21 protein-coding genes and 1 pseudogene are annotated in these 22238 nt (G+C 37.4%); 17 read left to right on the top strand and 5 right to left on the bottom strand.

From position 1 onward, the window contains the following. Window position 1 precedes the first annotated feature (1 nt). The 7 genes and pseudogenes from L3V42_RS03010 (at window position 2) to darG (ending at window position 6709) form a co-directional block, all read left to right on the top strand. Window positions 2-601, top strand: coding sequence for a class II aldolase/adducin family protein (locus L3V42_RS03010; RefSeq protein WP_238471255.1), 600 nt, complete (start codon window positions 2-4; stop codon window positions 599-601). Between the two features lie 503 nt (window positions 602-1104). Next, entirely contained in the window at window positions 1105-2427 is a 1323-nt protein-coding gene (locus L3V42_RS03005) for a hydroxymethylglutaryl-CoA reductase, degradative (protein ID WP_369412821.1), read from the top strand. A gap of 235 nt (window positions 2428-2662) precedes the next feature. Further along, entirely contained in the window at window positions 2663-2908 is a 246-nt protein-coding gene (locus L3V42_RS03000) for a hypothetical protein (protein WP_235763287.1), read from the top strand. After that, complete coding sequence (locus L3V42_RS02995) at window positions 2908-4257, top strand: tripartite tricarboxylate transporter permease (RefSeq protein ID WP_235763286.1); 1350 nt, start codon at window positions 2908-2910, stop codon at window positions 4255-4257. Before L3V42_RS03000 ends, L3V42_RS02995 begins: the two co-directional genes overlap by 1 nt. Before the next feature lie 458 nt (window positions 4258-4715). Next, window positions 4716-4880, top strand: a pseudogene (locus L3V42_RS18245) (DUF7686 domain-containing protein); the annotation flags it as partial. A gap of 161 nt (window positions 4881-5041) precedes the next feature. Beyond that, window positions 5042-5659 (top strand): type II toxin-antitoxin system toxin DNA ADP-ribosyl transferase DarT, encoded by a 618-nt coding sequence (gene darT, locus L3V42_RS02990; RefSeq protein ID WP_238471253.1) that lies wholly within the window; start codon window positions 5042-5044, stop codon window positions 5657-5659. A gap of 15 nt (window positions 5660-5674) precedes the next feature. Then, a complete protein-coding gene (gene darG / locus L3V42_RS02985) occupies window positions 5675-6709 on the top strand; it encodes a type II toxin-antitoxin system antitoxin DNA ADP-ribosyl glycohydrolase DarG (protein ID WP_238471252.1) in 1035 nt (344 codons plus the stop codon). 884 nt (window positions 6710-7593) lie between these two features. On the opposite strand, the gene L3V42_RS02980 is transcribed toward darG, so the two are convergent. After that, the gene (locus tag L3V42_RS02980) at window positions 7594-8562 is read right to left on the bottom strand and encodes a sugar phosphate isomerase/epimerase family protein (protein ID WP_238471251.1); all 969 of its coding nucleotides are present in this window, start codon (window positions 8560-8562) and stop codon (window positions 7594-7596) included. A gap of 188 nt (window positions 8563-8750) precedes the next feature. On the opposite strand from L3V42_RS02980, the gene L3V42_RS02975 reads away from it, so the two are divergent. From L3V42_RS02975 to L3V42_RS02945, 7 genes are all read left to right on the top strand, one after another. Beyond that, window positions 8751-9743: a LacI family DNA-binding transcriptional regulator gene (locus L3V42_RS02975; RefSeq protein ID WP_235763282.1), complete on the top strand. Its 993-nt coding sequence runs from the start codon at window positions 8751-8753 to the stop codon at window positions 9741-9743. 212 nt (window positions 9744-9955) lie between these two features. After that, window positions 9956-10762 (top strand): sugar phosphate isomerase/epimerase family protein, encoded by an 807-nt coding sequence (locus tag L3V42_RS02970; protein ID WP_235763281.1) that lies wholly within the window; start codon window positions 9956-9958, stop codon window positions 10760-10762. A 22-nt stretch (window positions 10763-10784) separates the two neighbouring features. After that, a complete protein-coding gene (locus tag L3V42_RS02965) occupies window positions 10785-11945 on the top strand; it encodes a substrate-binding domain-containing protein (protein ID WP_235763280.1) in 1161 nt (386 codons plus the stop codon). Window positions 11946-11966: 21 nt separating this feature from the next. Continuing rightward, entirely contained in the window at window positions 11967-13130 is a 1164-nt protein-coding gene (locus L3V42_RS02960; RefSeq protein WP_235763279.1) for a levoglucosan dehydrogenase, read from the top strand. 58 nt (window positions 13131-13188) lie between these two features. Then, window positions 13189-14688 carry a sugar ABC transporter ATP-binding protein gene (locus L3V42_RS02955; protein ID WP_235763278.1) on the top strand — a complete coding sequence of 500 codons (1500 nt, stop codon included), beginning with the start codon at window positions 13189-13191 and terminating at the stop codon, window positions 14686-14688. Next, window positions 14669-15628 (top strand): ABC transporter permease, encoded by a 960-nt coding sequence (locus L3V42_RS02950; RefSeq protein WP_235763277.1) that lies wholly within the window; start codon window positions 14669-14671, stop codon window positions 15626-15628. Before L3V42_RS02955 ends, L3V42_RS02950 begins: the two co-directional genes overlap by 20 nt. 28 nt (window positions 15629-15656) lie before the next feature. Further along, window positions 15657-16691, top strand: coding sequence for a Gfo/Idh/MocA family protein (locus L3V42_RS02945; protein ID WP_238471250.1), 1035 nt, complete (start codon window positions 15657-15659; stop codon window positions 16689-16691). On the opposite strand, the gene L3V42_RS02940 is transcribed toward L3V42_RS02945, so the two are convergent. Beyond that, on the bottom strand, window positions 16688-16855 hold the full coding sequence (locus L3V42_RS02940; protein ID WP_238471249.1) for a hypothetical protein: 168 nt from the start codon (window positions 16853-16855) through the stop codon (window positions 16688-16690). The two genes, L3V42_RS02945 and L3V42_RS02940, sit on opposite strands and share 4 nt — an antisense overlap. On the opposite strand from L3V42_RS02940, the gene L3V42_RS02935 reads away from it, so the two are divergent. Continuing rightward, on the top strand, window positions 16816-17784 hold the full coding sequence (locus tag L3V42_RS02935) for an ROK family glucokinase (RefSeq protein ID WP_238471248.1): 969 nt from the start codon (window positions 16816-16818) through the stop codon (window positions 17782-17784). The two genes, L3V42_RS02940 and L3V42_RS02935, sit on opposite strands and share 40 nt — an antisense overlap. Before the next feature lie 88 nt (window positions 17785-17872). Beyond that, a complete protein-coding gene (locus tag L3V42_RS02930) occupies window positions 17873-18187 on the top strand; it encodes a hypothetical protein (protein WP_238471247.1) in 315 nt (104 codons plus the stop codon). 442 nt (window positions 18188-18629) lie between these two features. Here the strand turns inward: L3V42_RS02930 and L3V42_RS02925 are convergent, their stop codons facing one another. The 3 genes from L3V42_RS02925 to L3V42_RS02915 form a co-directional block, all read right to left on the bottom strand. After that, the gene (locus L3V42_RS02925) at window positions 18630-19886 is read right to left on the bottom strand and encodes a hypothetical protein (protein WP_238471246.1); all 1257 of its coding nucleotides are present in this window, start codon (window positions 19884-19886) and stop codon (window positions 18630-18632) included. Between the two features lie 315 nt (window positions 19887-20201). Further along, entirely contained in the window at window positions 20202-20642 is a 441-nt protein-coding gene (locus L3V42_RS02920; protein WP_235763263.1) for a helix-turn-helix domain-containing protein, read from the bottom strand. 12 nt (window positions 20643-20654) lie between these two features. Continuing rightward, window positions 20655-21188 carry a DUF6932 family protein gene (locus L3V42_RS02915; RefSeq protein ID WP_238471245.1) on the bottom strand — a complete coding sequence of 178 codons (534 nt, stop codon included), beginning with the start codon at window positions 21186-21188 and terminating at the stop codon, window positions 20655-20657. 387 nt (window positions 21189-21575) lie between these two features. Between L3V42_RS02915 and L3V42_RS02910 the strand changes: the two genes are divergently transcribed. Beyond that, window positions 21576-22073 carry a hypothetical protein gene (locus L3V42_RS02910; protein ID WP_238471244.1) on the top strand — a complete coding sequence of 166 codons (498 nt, stop codon included), beginning with the start codon at window positions 21576-21578 and terminating at the stop codon, window positions 22071-22073. The last annotated feature ends 165 nt before the right edge of the window (window positions 22074-22238 follow it).

The raw sequence follows: 22238 nt of genomic DNA, 5'->3' as shown, positions 1-22238 counted from the left end.
ATTGGCAAATTTAGAACAGAAGCTACAAGATGCAATTTGGGTTGGAAAAGTACTGTTCGATCGAAATAAAGCAACGGGTTCCTCTGCTAATTTAAGTTTTCTTCATGGAGACAAAGTATATATCACGGGGAGTGGTACCTGCTTTGGAAATTTAACGAAAGATGACTTTTCCGTAACCGATAGGGAGGGGAACCATCTTAGTGGGATAAAAGCGAGCAAAGAGCTACCACTACACCTATCACTCTATAATAAAGATCCCGGTATACAGGCTGTCCTCCATACGCATAGCTATTATTCTACGGTATGGTCTTGTTTGGAGCACGAGAACCAAGTGGACGTAATCCCTGATTATACGCCGTATCTTCGGATGAAACTTGGAACGGTAGGAATGATTCCGTATGCAAAACCTGGCTCCCCTGAACTATTTAAGTTGTTTGAGGAAAGAATTAATGATAGCGATGGTTATTTACTACAAAATCATGGGCCAGTTATTGGGGATAAGAACATTATAGCTGCCTTTTATGTATTAGAGGAACTAGAAGAATCAGCAAGGATAGCTATAGAATTAAGAAAAGAAACAAATGCGCAACTAATTAAATAGAAATGATGAACAGCTGTCGGAGGCGTATTAGGTTTCCGGTGGCTGTTTTGTTTTCATAGAAGTGCTTCAGTGTTTGTTTTTGTGGTGATAAGACACCACCGTCTTAACAGGAATATCATTTAAAATTATTTATCGATGGGGAATTCATGAACGTAGGACAGAGAATCATCTTATTATTTATGCAATCATAACTATCATGAAGTAATTATGCTTTATTATTTTGATAAATAATATAACGGTTTAATAAAAAGAGAAGATTTAAATTCCAAGGTAACGATTAGACGTTATTTTTACTTTGCGAAAGTTGAGTTATTAAAAAAGAGACTAACTCCCAAAAATACAATTCTTGGGTTAGTCTTTTTTTAATCTATTTAACTCACGTTTAATAAACCTCCAAAATCTTACAAAGCATTTATTATTTTCACTGGGGTTCTCGCCTGACTCGTCATAATAGAAGCATAAAGGTCTATAATCTCTAAAGTATTAAATAATATTTATTGAAAATGCAGCATATAATACATTCAACAATGTTGAATACTTCGAATAGGGGCGATTGTATGGTAACACGAATTTCGGGTTTCTATAAAAATTCACCTGAAAAAAGACTGGAAATCATTGCGAAACAATTGAATCTTTCTACAGAAGAAAAAAATACTCTACTTGGTAACGCAGGACTTTCAGTGAATGTAGCTGATCATATGGTGGAGAATGCTATTGGATCTTTTCCTATTCCATTAGGTATCGCTGTTAACTTTAAGGTGAACGAAAAAGACGCTTTTGTGCCTATGGCAACGGAAGAGCCATCTGTCATAGCAGCTGCAAGTAATGCTGCAAAGCACAGTGCAAAGGGTTTTTTCACTTCTTATACTGGATCAATCATGCGGGGACAAATCCAGTTAACGAATGTGATCGATCCCTATGGTGCACTTGCTCGTATATATGAAAATAAAGAGGAAATTCTCCATCGATGTAATGCCCAAGACCCTACACTTGTATCACTTGGCGGGGGAGCAAAGGATTTGGATGTACACGTTATTGATGGAGTGGCAGAGAAAATGGTCGTTACCCATCTGCTGGTTGATACGAAAGATGCGATGGGAGCAAATGCTGTGAATACGATGGCGGAAGCTGTTGCTCCTTTCATTGAGAAAATTACTGGTGGCAAAGCTATTCTGAGAATATTATCCAATCTCGCTGATCAGCGTATTGTGCGTGCGCGTGGTGTATTTGAAAATCCTTTCTCAGGAGATAAAAATGTTCAAGAAAAATTCATTCGTGCCGCGGAACTTGCCGAAGCCGACCCCTATCGTGCCGCAACGCATAATAAGGGAATTATGAATGGAATTACAGCAGTAGCTTTAGCAACAGGGAATGATACGCGAGCAGTGGAGGCTGGTGCACATGCCTATGCATCCATAACGGGAAGGTACCGCCCCCTGTCTCACTGGGAAATTGGTGAGGATGATTCAATGATTGGAAGTATTGAACTTCCCATGCCTGTTGGTTTGGTTGGTGGTGTGACAGCATCTCATCCTGTTGCCAAAGTGGCAATAAAAATTCTTGATGTGGAATCAGTGGAAGAACTAGCGGGAATAATTGCATCAGTGGGACTTGCGCAAAACTTCGCTGCACTGAAGGCACTTGCAGGAGAAGGAATACAAGAAGGTCACATGAAGTTACATGCTAGAAATATAGCTATGCAGTTAGGTGCAAAAAATGATGAAATGGATAAGGTTGTAGAATTAGCAATGAAACAAGGAAAAATAAGTTACGATAAAATAAAGGAAATTTTATTATCATTGCAAAAAAATAACAGTAATCATTAATCACTTGTTTGAATGTTTCAATAGATTACTAATGACTTTAAAGTGGTACCTATCCATGCTATACCATAATGAAAACGGTTCTGAATGATCGTATACAAGCATAGCCTATTCGAAACGGCAACATTTCATTACTAGATACAAAAACTTGTAGAAATCCATATACCCAAATAAAAGAAAGGGCCCGGTGGTGATTCATTGTGCAAAATTAAAAATATATTTCAGGAGGAGGGTTACTATGGAAGGCGATAACAAGGAGCGAGGAAATTTAGTTGAGATATGGGAAGATAATGTTGATATCAAAGATTTACTTATTGCAATGATTTTTTGTGTTGGTTTTTCACTCGGTGGTTATGTAGTGGCATTCGGTGAGACACCACCATTAATATTTGGTCTTGGTGGTGGCGTAATTGGATTTATTATCTCTAGTATTCTTATTAAACCTAAAAGAAAATTAACTATGTTGAAAGAGGGTGAGGAATAATGGATCCGACCATCATTATGCAGATGATTCTTGCGGGTGTTCTTGGAGCTATATTATATACGATAATCGGTATTGCACCCGGTACGGATGAAACCGCCGTACTTGCCCCAGTAACCATTGCACTTGCACTTCTTGGATTATCTCCCCATGTTATTCTAGCCTTTTTTATTTCAGCAATTGTAGCTAAAAAACTTACGGACTCCATCCCTGTTGCTATAGCGGGAATACCTGGAGGTGTAATGGCTGCTCCGATGGTAGAGCATGCCATGGTACTGAAACAGCATGGATTACCAGATGTAAGTATTCGAAAAATGGCATCGGGATCTGTGATAGGCACACTAGTGTCCCTCCCTGTCAGCTTACTAATCGCCTATTTGATTTTACCAGTTGCAGATACAGTAGCCGAGTACGCTGGGTTAATTTTCACATTAGGAGCGATTTTCCTAGCATTATTAACAAGAAATAAAATATTATCACTTGCTATCATTGTCCCATTCGCAATGCTTATCATGGGACTACGTCATCTATACTGGGGACTTGGCATCGTTCCGGAAGATACCAATGTTTTTGTATCATTCTTTTTAGGAATTACAATTGGACCGATTGCCTTTACACTGTTTGAACTATTAAATAAAAAGATGCGCAAAAATATGCCTCGTGTAGGATATAAGGAAATTGATATGAGAAAAACGGGGAAGGAAAAGGGATTCCCTAATCCATTTAAAATTTTAACGAAAAAAGAATCGATAACCTCAGCAATCGGAAGTTTATTTGGAACGATAACATTTTTTCTTACCCCTGTCGGTATGACGGTTTTCTGGGGAGAATTAATCACAAGGCATATTAAGGATCCTGTTCAACGCGCCTCTAGAGCAATATCGACGATGGATGGCCTTACAAATGCAACTTATATTGCGGGAACATTAATTCCTTTGATTGCAATTGGGCTACCGTTATCACCAATGGCGATTGGTCCTGCTGCAGGTCTCTTTAATGCACCGCCGGTATTTACTCCGGAACATAATATTCATCATTTACTATCCATTGGAGAGATTATGACAGCAACGATTATAGGCGCAGCAATTGCACTTGCGATAACCTTTTTTATTACGATTAAGTTTTCTACGCAAATCTGTGCGGTTGTTTTTAAATATATTCCCCATGAAGCATTAATTGGATTATTTGCAGGTCTTGTTGTTATGCTTGCCTACATGGATGCTGGTGTTATGAATATTTTCGGTACTATTCTTGTCGCACTTGTAGCTGGATTACTGTATAGAAATGGTGTCAATTACGGTGTTATGTTTATGGTTTTATATGCTGCGCCATGGATGCTTGGATTGTTTTAAAATAAATGTAAAAGATGTACTTCAAGCAATGGAAGGCCATTATATTAGAGGGTATGGAGATAGAATGTGAGGCGCAGAGATTGATTTATTAGCTGGTGCGGCAGAAGAAGCGGAGCAATTTTAGCAACAAATGATGACACTCTTTCTCTGTCCAAGAGGATCTTGTCGGGATATTCCAGTAAGTCAATACCATAAACAAAAAGAGAGCATATTATAAAAAAATAGGCTCTCTTTCTTTATATTTATCGAACTAAAAAGCGTTCCATTTCTTGTTTACTTAATTTATCGGGAGTAACCCCTTTTATTTTCTCCAGGGTAGGTACTCCAAAGTAAGGCAGGCCTCTCCGCAAGTAGTTTTAAACGGGCGCGGACGGAGCTTGTGGATGCAGGATATATTAAAGTAGCGTCACAGGGGAGAAACGAAGTTCCAATTTTCTGATAACTAGGGAGAGTTAAGACAGTTCAATTTATCAAGAAAGTTGCACCCGATGGGGATGCGTATGGAACCTGCAGAAGATAATGAATACGGCTATACATTTGAGATTGGGAGTGAATTGGATTGTGACCAGCAGGTACTATTCGAACAAAATGTTTACGTTGTCCAATTTCTGTACGAGAAATAATATCCATCAACGTATGCTGTTTGAAGTTGCCCTAATTGAATTCTTTCAAAATATGGCTATGAACAAGAGGGTGAGCTGCTACTCAATTCGTAGCTACTTCTTTTAGTTGTATATTGTATATGTTAAAATGAGCATAGAAGGTAACGGATGAGGTGGCAAGTATGCCGAAGAGTAAACTATTATACCATATCACACATATTAACAACTTAGAGTCGATTTTTAGGCAAGATAGTTTGTTACCTCATGCACACATTAAAAAATGTATAATAAATTATAAAGATGTTGCAAATCAAGATATACAATCACGTAGAGAGCGTACCATAATACCAGTAGGTGCGGGTGGCTATCTACATGACTATGTACCATTCTATTTTGCACCCCGCTCACCTATGTTGTATGTACTAAAAATGCAACCAATTCCTCAAGATGATATTGTTTACTTTATGACAAATATAGAATCCATTCAACAGCATTCTTTATCTTATGTTTTTACCGATGCACATGCAATCCGAAGACTAACAAATTTTTATACGAACTTGGAAAACATTAGCCAAATTGATTGGGATGTCATGCAAGCGTCAGTATGGACCGATACAGATGATGACCCCAATAGAAAAGCTAGAAGACAAGCTGAATTTTTAGTACATAAGGAAGTTCCATTATCAGCATGTTTAGGGTTTGCGGTATATAGTGATCAAACGAAACAAAGGGTTAAAGAAATGCTTAAAATTGCTGGCCTAACGGTACCAGTTGCTGTTCGTCGTCATTTTTATTTCTAAAGGGAGGTGGATGAAATGATTCAATCAGTAAAAGGAAACCTGCTTGAAGATTCAGCTGAAGCATATGTAAATACAGTGAATACAGTGGGCGTTATGGGGAAAGGAATTGCACTTCAATTTAAGCAAGCATTCCCTGATGTATTTGACCAATATGTGAAAGATTGTAAAAAAGGGCTTGTACAAATAGGGGTAATGCATGTAGCGGAAGTACAAGGGTTAGCCGCACCAAAGTACGTGATTAACTTTCCCACAAAAGAACATTGGCGTCATCCATCAAAGCTTGAATATATTCAAAAAGGTTTAATCGATTTAGTAAAAGTTGTCCGGAATTTAGAAATTAAATCGATAGCATTACCTCCTCTTGGATGTGGAAATGGTGGCCTGGAATGGAGTGAAGTACGTCCGTTGATTTTAGAGGCATTTCAACCATTAAAGGTAGAAGTACATTTATATGAACCAGCGGGTGCACCACCATTAGATAAAATGATCGTTCGAACAAAAAAACCAAAAATGACAATGGGTAGAGCTTTATTATTAGCAGCAATGTCTCGTTATGCTGGTCCTGGCTATCGAATGTCATTATTAGAAGTACAAAAGATTGCTTATTTCTTGTATGAAATTGGCGCATTACCAAAACTGAAATATGAGAAAGGCAAATTTGGACCATATGCGGACAATTTAAATCATGTACTTCAAGCAATGCAAGGCCATTATATTAGAGGGTATGGAGATAGAACGCAAGGTGCAGAGATTTATTTATTAGATGGTGCGGCAGAAGAAGCGGAGCAATTTTTATCAACGGATGATGAAGCGAAAAGTTACTTGCAGCAAGTAGCCGATTTGATATACGGATTCGAAACCCCTTATGATCTAGAGTTGCTGTCTACAGTTGGATGGATTCTAAAAGAAGAACCAACGAAAGTAGACAATAAACATTTTGTAGTAGAGGCGGTAATGAATTGGAATGAAAGAAAGAAAAGAATATTCCCAGAAGATCATATCATGCAGGTCTGGGACTATCTTGTACATGAAGTGAATTTTACATGGTGAAAAATGAGTGATCGTCTTCAATCGACGGTCACTTTTTCTCTGTCCAAAATGGTTTTAGGTACGCTTACATCAATTATTATTATATTTGGTACCTTTTTCGCTCACATTATAACAATATTACCTTTGAAACGGATTAAGTTCTCCAAAATGGAAATGGAATTCGACTCTCATTCAACTAGGGAGAAAGAAATAGCTAATCAATTTCTTTATTCATCGACAATGTTACATAATCACACAGACAAAGTTAGATATTTATTAACTAATAGTTTTTTTGAACTGAAAGAGGTGTTGCAATTTCTTACCGACAGTTAGAAAGCTAACACGCTTGAGTATAGTAATAAACTAGCTCTAACAATTGATATTGTAGATCCATCTGAATTAAGAGGGAGAGAAGAAAGGAAACTTTGTAAATCACTAAGTCAACAGGAGGTCGTTAAATCAAGAACTGCTTATATTAATCGGTTAATAAGAGGAGAAAATATCCTTCTCGGAATTGTTCCAGTGACAGATACAGATGAAGCTGTCGTGGTGGTTCGTAGAGAATATGATCAACCATTTGAGCAATGAAAGTTAGATTACAGATTAAAGAGGTATAATAAATACAAAAGGGAGATAGAAATCTATGAACTTATGCTGGATGCTGAAGAGAAGGTTTATACGCGGGTTGTGTGTGTAGGGATTAATGATAGAAATATCTTGATTATTAGGTTGTCTAAGTAACCTATCTCACCGTAGATGATTGATTACAACCATCCGAATAAACAGATGCGTCATCTAATACTGCTAATGACGGACACTTCCAAGGTTAAGGACAGTGGATTGATCCTATGATCGTCAGGGTAAAAAAGTCCACACCTAAAAGGTGCAGACTTTTTTCCTTTACTTTATACCCACCAAGCTTCTGCAGCTGGTTCATTGATACTTACGGATTTTAAATTTTTGACTGCTTGGCTAAATCCTTCATTTATAGACATGATTGGATCTTCGTGTTCAATGCTAACTACATAATCATAGCCGTTGATTCTAAGGGCGCTTATAATATCAGACCACTCTTTTATGCTATGTCCATAGCCAACTGAACGAAATGACCATGCTCTCGTCTTTATATCTGTATAATTTTGCATATCTGTAAGCCCATACATATTTACATTTTCTTGGTCAATGTACGTATCCTTTGCATGGAAATGATGTATTGCATTTTCTTTACCTAAAATTTTAATGGCCGCAATTGGATCAATACCCTGCCACCATAGATGGCTTGGGTCTAAGTTTGCACCTATTGCATCATTCGTTGCATTTCTTAATTTTAGCATTGTATAGGGTGTGTGGACAGAGAATCCGGCATGTAGCTCCAAACCAATCTTTACTCCATGGTCTTTTGCAAAACTCCCCATTTCTTTCCAATAAGGAATCAATTTTTGTTCCCATTGCCATTCGTATATATCTGAGTATTCTGTTGGCCATGGTGTTACAGGCCAATTTGGATATTTTGAATGTTCCCCTGATCCGGGTATTCCAGAAAAAGTATTAACCACTGGAACATTCATTAATTCCGCTAATCTAATTGTTTTTCTTAACGTTTCTGTAGCCTGTTTAGCATGTTCAGCATCTGGCGAAATTGGGTTATCATGGCAACTGAATGCACTTATCATTAGTCCACTCGATTCAATTTCATGTAAATAAGATTTACGTTTATCCTCGTTTTCTAGTAATTCATCCAAATTACAATGATGATTACCTGGATGGCCTCCGGTTCCAATTTCGATAGCATCTAGCCCTGAATTGGAAACGATTTCAAGCATGTCCTTAAATTTCTTATCCGCAAATAAAACTGTAAAAACGCCTAATTTCATATGATATCCTCCCGATGAATTATTTTCAAACTGATAAAATTAAAAAAATGTAATCCATTACATTTCAATATAGTTAAAATAAAAGGAAAAATCAAGTTAATTTAAAGATTCTTTTTTAATGTTGACAAATAATCCTAATTAAATTATCATAGATTTTGTAATCGATTACAAATGGTGGGGATGTCAAAATGGCTAATATTCAAGATGTTGCTCAAGCGGCAGGAGTATCCGTAGCAACTGTTTCAAGATTTTTCAATGATAGAAGTGCTGTTTCCCTTAAATCAAGAAAAAAGGTAGATGAGGCAATTAAGCAATTAAATTATGAACCTAGCGTTTTGGCTAGAAATTTAAGGAAAACGGAAAGTAGGTTATTGCTCGTATTAATACCTAAAATTTCAAATCCTTTTTATTCGGAAATCATAAATGGAATCCAAGATGTCGCAATAAATAATCGTTATAATATTCTACTTTGCGAAACAGACTCTAATCCAGAGAGGGAGGATATTTATTTTAACCTAGTCAGGAACAAGATGGCAGATGGAATTATTACAATGGATCCAGCTGTTCAAGTAGATTCTTTAATTGAATTGGCTGCATCACATCCGATTATTCAATGTAGTGAATATGCAGTGGAAAGTGGTATCCCGTATGTCACGATTGATCATGAGGAAGCAGCTTATCAGGCGGTTCGACATTTAATTCAGCTCGGGCACAAAGAAATAGCATTAATTAATTCCCACGAGAAGTTTCTATATTCAAGAAAACGAGAGAACGGATATAAGAGAGCGCTTGAAAAAGATAATTTACCGTTTAACGAGGAATGGATAATCAGATGTGAGGAATTAGAATTTATTAATGGACAATTAGCTATGAGAAAAATATTAGGCGGTAACAACCGGCCAACTGCAGTGTTTGCCGTTTCTGATTTACTTGCAATAGGGGCGTTGAAGGAGTTACATCATGCCGAATTAAATGTTCCAAATGACGTTGCGTTGGTTGGATTCGATAAAATAGCATTTTCTAATATGACATATCCAGCATTAACCACTGTTGCTCAACCGATGTATGAAATGGGTAAATTATCAGCAAAAATGCTTATTGACAAGATTAAAGGTAAGGAAGTAGAAAATGTCACACTTGATTTTGAGTTAGTCATAAGGGAGTCAACACTTGGAAGATAGGATGGAGGTTAGTACTAGGCTCTTAAATGTGAATTTAAGAGTCAAGTAGTGGCTGGTTTGTAATCGATTACATCCAAGTCCATTAAAATAAAAGGGGGGTATCCTTTTTACTATATAAATCATTATTAAATCGTTTATAGGAGTAGGATTTTATAGAAGCGCTCATTTATTAAATTACTGAAAAACCAAATTACGGAAAGGCGGTCACAATTATGAAATTAGCTTGCTTAACGAATGGTTGGGGCAGTGTATGGGGTACACCTGGAGGAGTTACTTCTATCAAAGATAGTTATTATATGTCTAGTGGATCAACAGAAGAAGCCATCAAAGAAATTAGTAAATTAGGTTATAGCGGGATTGAAATATTTGAGGGGAACTTAATGGAGTTTGAAGAAGAAGAATTTAGGAACCTTATGAAGAAATACGATTTAGAATTGGTGGGAGTATACACCGGAGCTAATTTTATTTACTCAGAAATATGGGAAGAAGAAAAGTCTAAAATTGAAAGTGTTATCAAACGGGCCTCAAGCTTAAATTGCCTGAACCTTGTAATCGGCGGCGGGGCGATAAGAAGTACAGGTATACTGGATGAGGATTACAAAATTCTTGGAGAGAGGTTAGATGTAATCAATGACTTGGCGGCACAACACGGCTTGGTATCCCATTATCATCCACATTTAGGATCGATGGTTGAATCACCAGAACAAATAGAGAAGTTATTTAAGCACACTTCTATAAATCTATGCCCTGATACTGCCCATCTGGAGGCGGGTGGTGGTGATCCAGTAGAAATAGTAAATACTTATGCTGATCAAGTAAAATATATTCACTTAAAAGACTTTAAAGATGGAAAATTTTTACCTTTAGGTGAAGGTCACCAAGATTTTGATAGTATCCTAACTAAGTTGAAAAGCCTCGAAGATTATTCCGGTTGGATAACCGTAGAATTTGATTCTTTTGAGGATGCAGAATATGCAGCTCGTGTAGGCAAGGAGTTCTTAGATAATAAGTTAAGTTAAATTTATAAGGGGGGGACATGAAATGAAAAGACTATTAATCATGTTGTTAGCATTAACAAGCATCCTAGTTTTGGCAGCTTGTGGAAGCGGAAACGATTCAACAAATGGTGAAGGTGGAAGTGAAAGTGGGGACACAAATTTTACTGGCTCTATAAAGATAAATGAAAATATCTCGGAAGAAGTAGAAATTAAAAGTGAAGGACCAAAAGGAGAAGTAGCAACATCTGCAACTAGTTTAGAATTGACTGAAGAAGAAGTAAAGGAGATTCAAGAAGGAGATTATACAGCAGCGATAGCTATGCACTATGCGGGTAATGACTGGGCAAGGGCTCAAATTGAAGGACTAGAAGCTACTTTTGAAAAAATGGGAATTGAAGTTCTTGCAGTAACAGATGGTCAATTTAGTGTAGAAAAACAAATGGCAGACATTGAAACTATTTTGGCGAGACAACCTGATATTCTAGTTAGTATTCCAGTTGATCCTGTATCTTCAGCAGGTGCCTATAGACAAGCTGTACAAGAAGGGGTTCATGTTGTATTTATGGATAACGTGCCAGAAGGTTTTGAGCCGGGCGATGATTATGTAAGCGTGGTTTCAGCAGACAATTATGGAAATGGAGTTCTTGCTGCGGAAATATTGGCAGAGGAATTAGGTGAGGAAGGCGACATTGGAGTTATCTATCACGACGCGGACTTTTTCGTAACAGGACAACGAGTAGAAGCTTTTGAGAAGACGATTGAGGAAAACTATCCAAACATTAATATTCAAGCGCGTAATGGTATTGCTAATCCGGAAGACGGTGAAAGTGTAGCTTCAGCAATGTTAACAAAGGATTCGGATCTTGATGGTATGTTTGTTGTTTGGGATGTACCAGCAGAAGGAGCGCTTGCTGCAATTCGGAGTGCAGGTCAAGATGATATGAAAGTAACTACGATTGATCTTGGAACTAACGTAGCAATTGACATAGCCGGTGAAGGCAATATTGTCGGATTAGGTGCCCAGCTTCCATATGAGCAAGGAGTAGCGGAAGCAATTTTAGCCGGATACTCTTTACTTGGAAAAGAGGCGCCATCTTACGTAGCGGTTCCAGCAACACGGGTGACCAGAGACAATCTGCTCGAAACTTGGGAGCTTGTTTATAACCAGGAAGCACCTAGCGAAGTCAAAAGCAAGATGGAATAAAAAAACAGGAGGAGATTTAAAATGAAAAGATTAAACATTGGTATGATTGGCGGAGGATTTATGGCAAAAGCACATTCTATGGCATATGCATCTGTACCTATGTTCTTCTGGCCGACAGAAATAATTCCTTATCGTAAGACTGTAGTAGAGGTGAATGAAGAATTAGCAAAAAATGCCGCAGAGCGCTTTGGTTTCGAAAACTATTCAACAGACTGGCGTACATTACTTGATGACCCGGAAATTGATGTCATCGATATTGTTACACCAAACCATCTACATGCAGAAATGGCAATTGCTGCAGCTAAAGCCGGTAAGCATATTATTTCAGAAAAGCCATTGGGAAGAAATGCTAAAGAAACAGAAAAAATGCTTAAAGCAGTTAAAGAAGCTGGGGTTAAACATATGGTTGCTTTCAATTACCGTAAAACGCCTGCGATTGCTTTAGCGAAGAAATTTATTGAAGAAGGAAAGATTGGGAAAATCCTTAATTTTAGAGGTACATATTTACAGGATTGGTCAGCAGACCCTGAGTCACCGTTATCATGGAGATTCAACAAAGAAAAAGCAGGGTCTGGTGCACTGGGAGACATTGGAACGCATGTGATTGATCTCGCACGTTATCTAGTGAGCGATATCAGTGAAGTCATGGCTTTAAGTAAAACGTATATTAAAGAAAGACCCATCTCTTCGGGTCCGCTTGATAATTTAGGCACCGTAAAAAGTGAAAATACGGAAATGGGCACGGTAGATGTAGATGATGAAATCTCTACTCTAGTCCGTTTTGATAGCGGTGCCATTGGTAGTATTGAAGCTACTAGAAATGCATGGGGACGTAATAACTTTATTACATTTGAAATCCATGGTGAGGAAGGCTCTATTTACTTTAATTACGAGAGACGTGATGAATTACAAGTTTGCTTTGCTAACGATAGTGCAGAAGAAAAAGGATTCAGAACAATTTACACTGGCCCAGCACATCCAAACGGTGAGTTTTTATGGCCAATACCTGCGCTTGGTATAGGATATAGCGAAACGAAAATTATCGAAGTAAATGACTTTATTCAAGCGATTGCTAATGATACAGAATGTGAGCCGAGTTTTGAGGATGGTCACCGAATTGCATTGATCAGTGATGCAATCCTAGAATCTGCTGAGAAAGACGAGTGGGTTAAAATAGAGGGGTAATAGATAAAATTACGGACCCTTTTTAAAAAAAGGGTCCCTCTTTAAAAGGAGGATAGCCATGTCACAGATAGCTTTACAAATGAAGGGAATTAATAAAGCATTTTCCGGTGTAAAAGTCCTGAAAAAAGTAAACTTCGAGGTGGGAAAAGGCGAAACTCACGCTCTCATGGGAGGTAATGGGGCTGGAAAATCTACTTTAATGAAGATCCTTACAGGAGTTTATACACTGGATAGTGGCGAGATTATCATAGATGGTAAATCTGTTGAAATAAATAATCCAAACGATTCAAATCAAGCTGGTGTGGCTATGATTTTTCAAGAGTTTAGTTTAATTCCGAAGTTAACCGTAGCTCAGAATATCTATTTAAATAGAGAGCCCCGGACGAATCTTGGTTTTATCGATGACAGCAAAATGAATGCAGAAACGCAGAGATTATTAGATGAATTAGACCTTCATATCAAAGCAACGGATCTGGTTGAGGATATCAGTGTCGGTTATTGGCAAATGACAGAGATTGTAAAAGCGATATCGAACAATGCAAAGATCGTTATTATGGATGAACCTACATCCACCCTTTCTTTAAAAGAAACAGAAAAGCTATTTGACATGATTGATAATTTAAGAAAGAAAGGGATCACCATTATTTATATTTCACACCGCATGGATGAGATATTTAAAGTCTGTGACCGGATTACCATTCTCCGTGATGGTGAAAACGTCATAACGGAACGCTTGAGCGAACTGACAATGGATGATGTTGTTCAGCACATCATCGGCGGGAAATTAAAGCGGACTTTCGTATGGGAACCAAGAGAAGTTGATTATACTAAACCCCCGCTGCTGGAAGTTAGAAATCTTCAGTCCGGAGATAAAGTAAAGAATGTTTCCTTTGATTTATATAGAGGAGAGATTCTAGGGTTTGCAGGTCTAATGGGGAGCGGGCGTTCGGAGACCGTCCGTGCTTTATTCGGTATTGATAAGATTAGACAAGGAACTGTCTGTATCGATGGGAAAGAGATTGTTGTCAATAATCCGATGGATGCGATGAAGTTGGGATTGGCTTTAGTGCCAGAAGACAGACGTGAGCAAGGTTTAATATTGGAACATTCTGTTAAGGAAAACATGATTTTACCGATATTGAAGAAAGTCAGTAATAAATTCTTTGTCCAAGAGAGAAAGGTAAGTGAAGTTGTAAAAGATTATATTCAGCGGTTAAATATAAAAACCGATAACGAGGATAAAATTATATCCTTATTATCAGGCGGGAATCAGCAAAAGGTTGTATTATCCAAATGGTTAGCAAATAGCCCGGATATCTTAATTTTGGACGAACCAACGAGCGGAGTGGACATTGGAGCTAAGAGTGAGATTCTTAAGGTTATCAGGGAATTAGCTGATCAAGGAAAGTCCGTTATTGTTATTTCTTCTGAGATTACGGAATTATTAGCCGTCAGTGACCGTTTAATTATTTATCATCAAGGAACGATTGCGAATTCTATCCCGCGGGAAAATCTTAAAGCAGAGGAGGATGTTGAAATTGCCATCCAAAATGTCTAACTTCTTTCGTAATATGAGTTGGAGAAATTACATCGTTTATATAGCGTTTATTTTTGTGTTTATCTTTTTTTCAATCTATTTATCGGATGCAGGATTTCTAACTGCTGGTAATTTAATGAGTATTGCCCGTCAAACAGCGATGATCACTATTATGGCGGTGGCCATGACATTTGTAATTAGTACAGGGGAAATCGACCTTTCCGTTGGTTCCACTGCAGCATTATCGGCAATGACAACCGCACTGACTCTGCAAGCTGGGATGGGCATCGTTGCAGCTGTTATTGTGGGCTTAGCGACCGGGTTTATCATTGGAGCAATAAATGGATTGTTAGTGTCGAAAGTTCTAATTCCTTCATTTTTAGTAACGCTAGCAATGATGGAAGTAGGCCGCGGAATAGCAATGTGGATTACTGGTACAGCACCAGTGCCGATTTTGCATGATACGTATATCTTTTTATTCGGCTCCGGTGATATTTTGGGTATTCCTGTTCTGCTCATTTGGACAATAATCATTGCGGTTATAGGATTCATCTTGCTGAATAAAACACCATTTGGCAGGCAAACCCTTGCAACAGGAGGAAATGAAAAAGCAGCTTTATTTACTGGAATAAAGACAGCGCGGATCAAATTATCTGTATTTATATTCACTGGAACAATGGCAGGTTTAGCTGGTATGTTATACGCAGGCAGACTTGAGGCGGGACGCTATACGTTTGGTCAGGGTGATGAATTATCTGTTATTACTGCCGTTATTTTGGGTGGTACAAGTCTTGCTGGCGGTGTAGGGAGTGTAATTGGTACTGTAATTGGGTCGATTATGATCGGCACGATTAACAACGGGCTGATTTTAATGGGGTTAGATGTTAGCCAGCAGATGATTGTTTTAGGAATTATTTTAATACTGGCAGTTACTTTTGGTAAAAAATCTAAGTCAACTTAAGTTAAGTACTGATATAGGAGGATATAAATTGAAATATAAGGTAGGAATTGTCGGGTGCGGCTCTATTACAAAGTTTCGTCATGCGCCAGAATATAAGGCAAACCCTTATATAAAAGAAATTGTTTTTTATGATAGAAATATAGAAAGAGCTGAAGCGTTGGCAGAGGAATTTGGTGGTAGTGTAGCTGAAACGTTTGAGGAGCTAATAGAAGACCCATCGATTGATATGATTAGTGATTGTTCATCGAATGAAAATCATAGTTATTTCACTAGTAAAGCACTAGCTCATGGAAAGCATGTGTTATGTGAAAAACCGATAGCTTTAACAATCGAAGAAGCGGAGCAGATGATTGCTGCACAAAAAAAATCAAAGAAGAAACTGATGATCGATCATAATCAGAGATTTACTCCAGCTCATCAGAAGGCAAGAGAAATTATACAACAAGAGGAACTGGGTAAAGTATTATCATTTAAAACCTCATTCGGGCATAAAGGACCTGAATATTGGGGTGTAAATAAATCAAATTCTACTTGGTTCTTTAAAAAAGAAAGGTCAAAGCTCGGTGTCTTGGGTGATCTCGGTATTCATAAAATAGATTTGATTCACTATTTGCTTGATGATCAAATTGAGCAAGTTAGCGCATTTCATGGTGCACTGCACAAGAAAGATGAAAATGGCGATCCGATTGAGGTTTCAGATAATGTGGTTAGTAATTTAAGGACAAGGAAAGGTGTTCTCGGAAATGCGGCCTTCTCTTGGACTTATTATGGTGAAGAGGACAATAGTACTATTATTTATTGTGAAAGAGGAATTATAAAGATTTACCACGATACAGAATACCAGATTGTTATTACAACTATGGATGAACAAGAAGTGAATTATAAGTTAGAAACAATTCAAACGAATGATAATCAGACAAATACCGGTGTTATAGATGCATTCGTAGAAAGTGTTCATCATGATCAAACTCCTCTTGTAACTGGGGAAGACGCATTATTAGCTCTGAAAGTTTCTTTAGCACTACAGGAGGCTGCTGAAACACATCGTGTAATCACTATTTAATGAATTTCATAATACGTATTTAATGCTTCACCATCACCATATGTAGTTGAGTTGGTTCGTTCCCAACTACATATGGTGATGGAATAGCCGACAATATTAATAAAAAACCAGGAGGAGCTATTAGATGGAAAAGCTTGTAATTGGTTTAGATATCGGTGGAACAACAGTAAAAATAGGGTTCCTTACAAGCGATGGGAAAATCCTCAAGAAAACAGAAATTCCTACGAATAAGGAGGAAAATGGAAAATATATCGTTAAAGAAGTATGGAACAAGATATTGCTCACATTAGATTCAATGAATATGGATTGCAAGGATATCTTAAGTATCACTGCCGGTGCTCCTGGTTTTATTAATAGAAAGTCCAAGAATATATACGAGGCTATCAACATTGGATGGAAAAATTACCATTTGGGGGATGAGTTAGAAGCATTAGCGAATGTTCCAGTTTTTATCGAGAATGATGCTAATTTAGCTGCATTAGGAGAAAACTGGAAAGGAGCGGGAACCGAAGCGGAGAATATGATTCACGTTACCCTTGGCACTGGGGTAGGCGGAGGTATTATTCTGAATGGAGAAATTGTATCTGGTGTCAACGGAACTGCTGGGGAAATTGGGCATATAACAGTTGAAAAAAATGGTTCTCTTTGTAACTGTGGAAGGCTTGGCTGCTTAGAAACGGTTGCTTCCGCTACTGGTATTGTTCGTCAGGCACATGAAATAATAAAAGGAAATCGCTCAACAGAGCTATTTCGGCTTATAAACGAGAGAGGGAACATAACTGCGAAGGATATCTTTAATTTAGCAGATCAGGGAGAGCCGCTCTCAAAGCAAATAATTAAAAAAAGTGCCTCTACGCTTGGATTCGCTCTCGCTAACTTATCTGTAGCCCTTAATCCATCCATTATTACGATAGGCGGCGGCCTATCGAAAGCTGGGGAAGGATTGATTTATGCAATTGAAAAAAGCTTTAGAGTCAATGCACTTCCCAGAATCAGCAATAGTTGTGAAATCAAGGTTGCCAAGTTAGGAAATGATGCAGGAATTATAGGAGCCGTTCGGGCAAGTCAGCTTTATCTTGGGATGGAGAAGTAGGTCCTCACCTTCATTATGGATGTAATGGGGGGAGGGCTTTTTTTGTGCAGGGGGTGTATCAGCGTATTCGGTAGGTTAAGCTTATTTAGTGAAGAGGAAACCAATTATTCGGCATCGTGGCTATTTAATTGGTGAGCTTGTCCGGGAGAAGGATGCGGTACAGGTTTGTTTGTTGAGTGCAGAAGTCGCAGCTTATAATAAGGCTAATAATAAGAGGTTGTATGAAGGAGTAATGGAGCTATATGAGACATATGGCTATTATCGTGAGGATTTTGTTTCTTTAACATTGAAGGGTAAAGATGGAGTGCAGCAGATTGCTGCCGTCTTAAGCGATTTTCGTAGTAACCCGCTGAATAAAATCGCGGGGAGAACTGTGTTGAAAGAATTACTAGGTACATATTGAAATGTCGGTCTACAAGTTCTCTTATAAAAAGTGAGTATTGCGGACATGAGCAAGTGGGTAAGTGCTGAGTGGGGAGGCACTAGAACTAAAGCATAAAAACGGCTATTGAAATCCCAAAAGGTTCCAATAGCTGTTTTTGCTTACTTAAGACTAATCTTTTACTAATTCTGTCAAGAGTCCAGTAAATAGATAGGCATGCTGAAGCTAATGAGGTAAATAGCCCAACAGATGATGAAAGCTGTTGGGCTTGGTCCACGTGTTGGATGCATTATAATAACTGATTCTTTGGCTACGGTAGCTATTTGATATGTTCCTAATATAGTAGTCAGAGAATAATAGGTGCCGGCAAAGTTCTAAACCTTTCTTTGCATATGTATAAAGCATTAGCCTACAAAATACACGAGCAATTTAAATCAATACAGAAATAAAAATTTACCCAGTTCTAATCACTACTTTTTAAGTTTTGCTCATTTTCCATTTTGACTTGAATCGATTGAACGAAATAATCACATACTAAATGATCGACCGTTTGCTCTAAATTAAGTTGTTTTCCCAATGCCGCACTTGCTTCATTAATAAACCGAGCCAAATAATCAATATCTGTTGCATCATGCCTATTTTTCGTATTGAAGAAAGGAGCAATATGGCCAAACAGCTTTTGTCTTTCTAAATAGTGCTTGTGTTCAAAGGTTGGTGTGTAGTCTGCAAATACTTCCCTAATATCTAAATTAGGCAGCTCATCAGCCGAGAGCTGTTCATTTTGGTAATCACCCCAGTATTCTGAGATGACGTTCTGTATTTTATCCATAATAATTTTCTTAACTTCATCGGGGATATCAATACGCCGCTGTGAGTATTCATATAATCTTTTTAATCCAAATCCCTTCCAATACTCTATTCCATTTTCCTTGAAATATCCTCCCCTTAAATCCTTTGAAATTAACTTAGCGATTGTATCAAAGTTAATGTTCTTCTCTTCTTCATTAATGACTCGATCTTTTATATCAGGGAGTTTTTTAACTTTAGTTGAGGTCTTTCTTCCGTTTCCAGTATCAAGGAAATCTTGGATATATGATAAAAGTATATTTCTGATGTCACTAGATTTCAGGTAAATGGATAGATCACGATAACTTTCGTTTTTAATATGATAATCAACTTCAGAGAGATTATTTTTCTTATTTCTATCATGCTTATCATTCCAAATGACAAGGCAATAATCCATATGAGAAAACTCTCCAAGAAAACGGAATGGATTGCAATCCTGACGATGAAAGATGCGTCCTAATTGACTATCTTTAAATCCCTCTAACTTTAGAGATTCTATTTTCGTTAGTTGTTCTCCTGAGTGAACGATTAATGTGCGAATATCTAACAGGAATTTTAACTCATCTGATTTTTGAATCTCAATTTTCCACAGTCTTGCTAAGTAATCAATGGCATTGGTTAATCGATAAACGTTGTTTACAAAGTGGTCTGCTTCCATGCTTGGGACACCTGATGCATTCCCTTTACCTAAAAAAGAGGGATCCAGCGTATCGAAATAATCTATGCAACCGCGGATAATCCATAATAAGGAGGCTTCTGTGTTCGCATAAGTGGTTGGACTGTGATAGAGTAGCAGCTTTTCTTCAAGATTGTCTTTCAATTCCTCTGCTGTACCGGAGAACTGCTGGGGTGAGAGTAATTTTATATTGTTCATTGGTGGAGCACTTCCTTTATTGAGATTGTGTAATGACTGGATGGGTTTATTGGGCTTATATTTGTAGTTTATCATAGATGGTTGGAGATATTTTGGCTTGGAAAGATCTAGAACGAGTAAGAAGGATGTAAATATGTGTAAAGCATATTGCCAATATGATTACAAAACGAAATCCATAAGTAGTAAGCATCAATCGATTAATAATGAAGAATAAGTTGAATGTATATTGAAATAGACAACACGAGCGATGGAGAAGGCCGGTGTTGTCTGTTTTTTAATCGGAATTAGCAGTGCTGGTATAGTATTGAAAGAGTATTATGAAGCTCCTAATTCTCCAGTAACCTCAATATTTATAGTAGCCTTCATTCCCATTGCTTCCATTACGGATTCAATTTTCTCTGCGGTAGCCCCGTAATATTCGTGTCTCTCATCTCTTGATATTTGAGAGTTACTAACCCCTAATTTTTCAGCTAATTCAGCCTGTGTCATTCCTGTATATATCCTGTATGCAATAAGGGTTTTTCCAATATCAGTGAATTTATAAATTGGATTAAATGAACCACGTTTTATCTTTTCGTAATGCTCTACTTCTTCTTTCAATTGTTCATGAAATGATAGTAAAGGATCTATTGCCATTTTAATTTGATCAGAGTTTAAACCCATTTCTTTGAAGCGTTTTTTTTCACTGGCAATAAACTTTTGATCCTCTTTTAATTTGTCGACAGCTTTTTGATATGCAGATTCATTTTTAATCATTATTCCCACTCCTTACTTGATTATTTGAATAATCCCTTTTGGAAGGAATGTATCACGGGTTTTTCTAAATGCAGCTGGAAACTTTTGTTCATTTCCATATTCATCTAAAATTCCAGTTCCCTGCCCTACATGAGGGTATAGCTCTACCCGGTATCGATGCCACATTGGTAATTGAGCTTTTGCTGAATTACGATCATAAATTCCGTCATTCCAGTCCCAAGTCCATACTTTATGCGGATCTATTTTATTTAATTCTGTTACTATATCTGGAAGTTTATTGGGGTCAGTAACAAAATAACCATCAATATCGCTGGGGTTGGCCTTATCTTCAACAAAGGAACCGTCAATAAAGATTTCATCAATTCCCACTGTGTATAGTTGATTTACTAAAACATCCAAATTATTCACTAACATTAAACGCATTTGCGAATTCCATGGAGAATCTTCTCCTGGCCCATGTACCAATAATGAGTTTTTTAATTGTTCGATTGTCATTGGATAATCTTGAGGGGGTAAGACCCCATTGTCATTAAATTGTAGCGACATTTATTACACTCTCCCTGATAATGTAAACTATACGCTCTAATTAAGTTAACAATATTGTTGTGTTAACAGATAAGTTAATTATATAATATGCGATATTCTTCATTTTGTCAACGGGCAGTTAATAAAATAAGGCTTAACACTCGATGGATTTTTACTTTTCTAATAAAGTTAAAATAATCAATTGTATTTTATATCTCAATCAGAATCAAGGAAATTAGAGGGATAAAGACAAAATCCTTTTGCAACTTCAAAGAGCAACACCAGTAATTCGTTATGTCGTTTGTTGTCAAATTTAAAATATCTATTTTCTGATTTAATTATAGATTCTATCTAAAGTGGATGATATGATTCAATTAGTAACTATTAATTATAGAAGGAGCGATTGTATTGAGCGATTATTCTTCAATGGTAGTCCATTCTACTGCAACAATTCTTGAACTATGCAAGGACCTTGATAAAAAGCTGCAGGGATATTTAATTGATACAAATCATCGGCCGGATATTGCATATGAGTTGCTGAAAATATTAATGATAGCAGACGATCTTGTTCAATTAGCAAACCCAGATAAAACATCTGGGGAGTTTTTTGGCTTGCCAAAAGATGTTGTAGGAGGTTCTAAGGAAGAAGCAGCTTTTTCTAACAAGCATGGTTGGGATTTCGGTCCTTGGTTTGGTGAGAAAAGTAGTTCAGTCAAGGAAGGGATTAAAAAAGTAATTAAGTACTGGGAATTGGACCCTGGAAAAATTGCATTAAAAGAGGAAGCTAGTATGACACCTAACGAATTTACTCGATATGGGATTGATAGTGGACTCCATGAAGTAAAGACTTATGCAAAAGTTATTTTTGACCAGTTTTTTTCAGATAAAGTAACGGTGGATAAGTAACGAAATTCTTCGGTACCTTTTTTCCGAGGGTTGTCAAATTTTTGAATGAAAATTTTAATTATTGTCACATACTAGTGAGTAAGAATGACAGTCAATAAGTGAAATCACTCTAATGAAGAAGTGGGGAGTAGCGGATGGACGAAAAAATTGATATAAGAAATAGGT

This window comes from Oceanobacillus alkalisoli (assembly GCF_022213125.1).
Lineage (GTDB): Bacteria > Bacillota > Bacilli > Bacillales > Amphibacillaceae > Oceanobacillus > Oceanobacillus alkalisoli.
The sequence above is the reverse complement of the archived record's forward strand: the minus strand, read 5'-3'. Positions and strand labels throughout refer to the sequence as shown.

Excerpts from the sequence above, each read along its gene's own strand:
- L3V42_RS03005 (WP_369412821.1), top strand. The coding sequence starts at position 1,105 with ATGCAGCATATAATACATTCAACAATGTTGAATACTTCGAATAGGGGC.
- L3V42_RS03000 (WP_235763287.1), top strand. The coding sequence starts at position 2,663 with ATGGAAGGCGATAACAAGGAGCGAGGAAATTTAGTTGAGATATGGGAA.
- L3V42_RS02995 (WP_235763286.1), top strand. The coding sequence starts at position 2,908 with ATGGATCCGACCATCATTATGCAGATGATTCTTGCGGGTGTTCTTGGA.
- darT (WP_238471253.1), top strand. The coding sequence starts at position 5,042 with ATGCCGAAGAGTAAACTATTATACCATATCACACATATTAACAACTTA.
- darG (WP_238471252.1), top strand. The coding sequence starts at position 5,675 with ATGATTCAATCAGTAAAAGGAAACCTGCTTGAAGATTCAGCTGAAGCA.
- L3V42_RS02980 (WP_238471251.1), bottom strand. The coding sequence starts at position 8,562 with ATGAAATTAGGCGTTTTTACAGTTTTATTTGCGGATAAGAAATTTAAG.
- L3V42_RS02975 (WP_235763282.1), top strand. The coding sequence starts at position 8,751 with ATGGCTAATATTCAAGATGTTGCTCAAGCGGCAGGAGTATCCGTAGCA.
- L3V42_RS02970 (WP_235763281.1), top strand. The coding sequence starts at position 9,956 with ATGAAATTAGCTTGCTTAACGAATGGTTGGGGCAGTGTATGGGGTACA.
- L3V42_RS02965 (WP_235763280.1), top strand. The coding sequence starts at position 10,785 with ATGAAAAGACTATTAATCATGTTGTTAGCATTAACAAGCATCCTAGTT.
- L3V42_RS02960 (WP_235763279.1), top strand. The coding sequence starts at position 11,967 with ATGAAAAGATTAAACATTGGTATGATTGGCGGAGGATTTATGGCAAAA.
- L3V42_RS02955 (WP_235763278.1), top strand. The coding sequence starts at position 13,189 with ATGTCACAGATAGCTTTACAAATGAAGGGAATTAATAAAGCATTTTCC.
- L3V42_RS02935 (WP_238471248.1), top strand. The coding sequence starts at position 16,816 with ATGGAAAAGCTTGTAATTGGTTTAGATATCGGTGGAACAACAGTAAAA.
- L3V42_RS02925 (WP_238471246.1), bottom strand. The coding sequence starts at position 19,886 with ATGAACAATATAAAATTACTCTCACCCCAGCAGTTCTCCGGTACAGCA.
- L3V42_RS02920 (WP_235763263.1), bottom strand. The coding sequence starts at position 20,642 with ATGATTAAAAATGAATCTGCATATCAAAAAGCTGTCGACAAATTAAAA.
- L3V42_RS02915 (WP_238471245.1), bottom strand. The coding sequence starts at position 21,188 with ATGTCGCTACAATTTAATGACAATGGGGTCTTACCCCCTCAAGATTAT.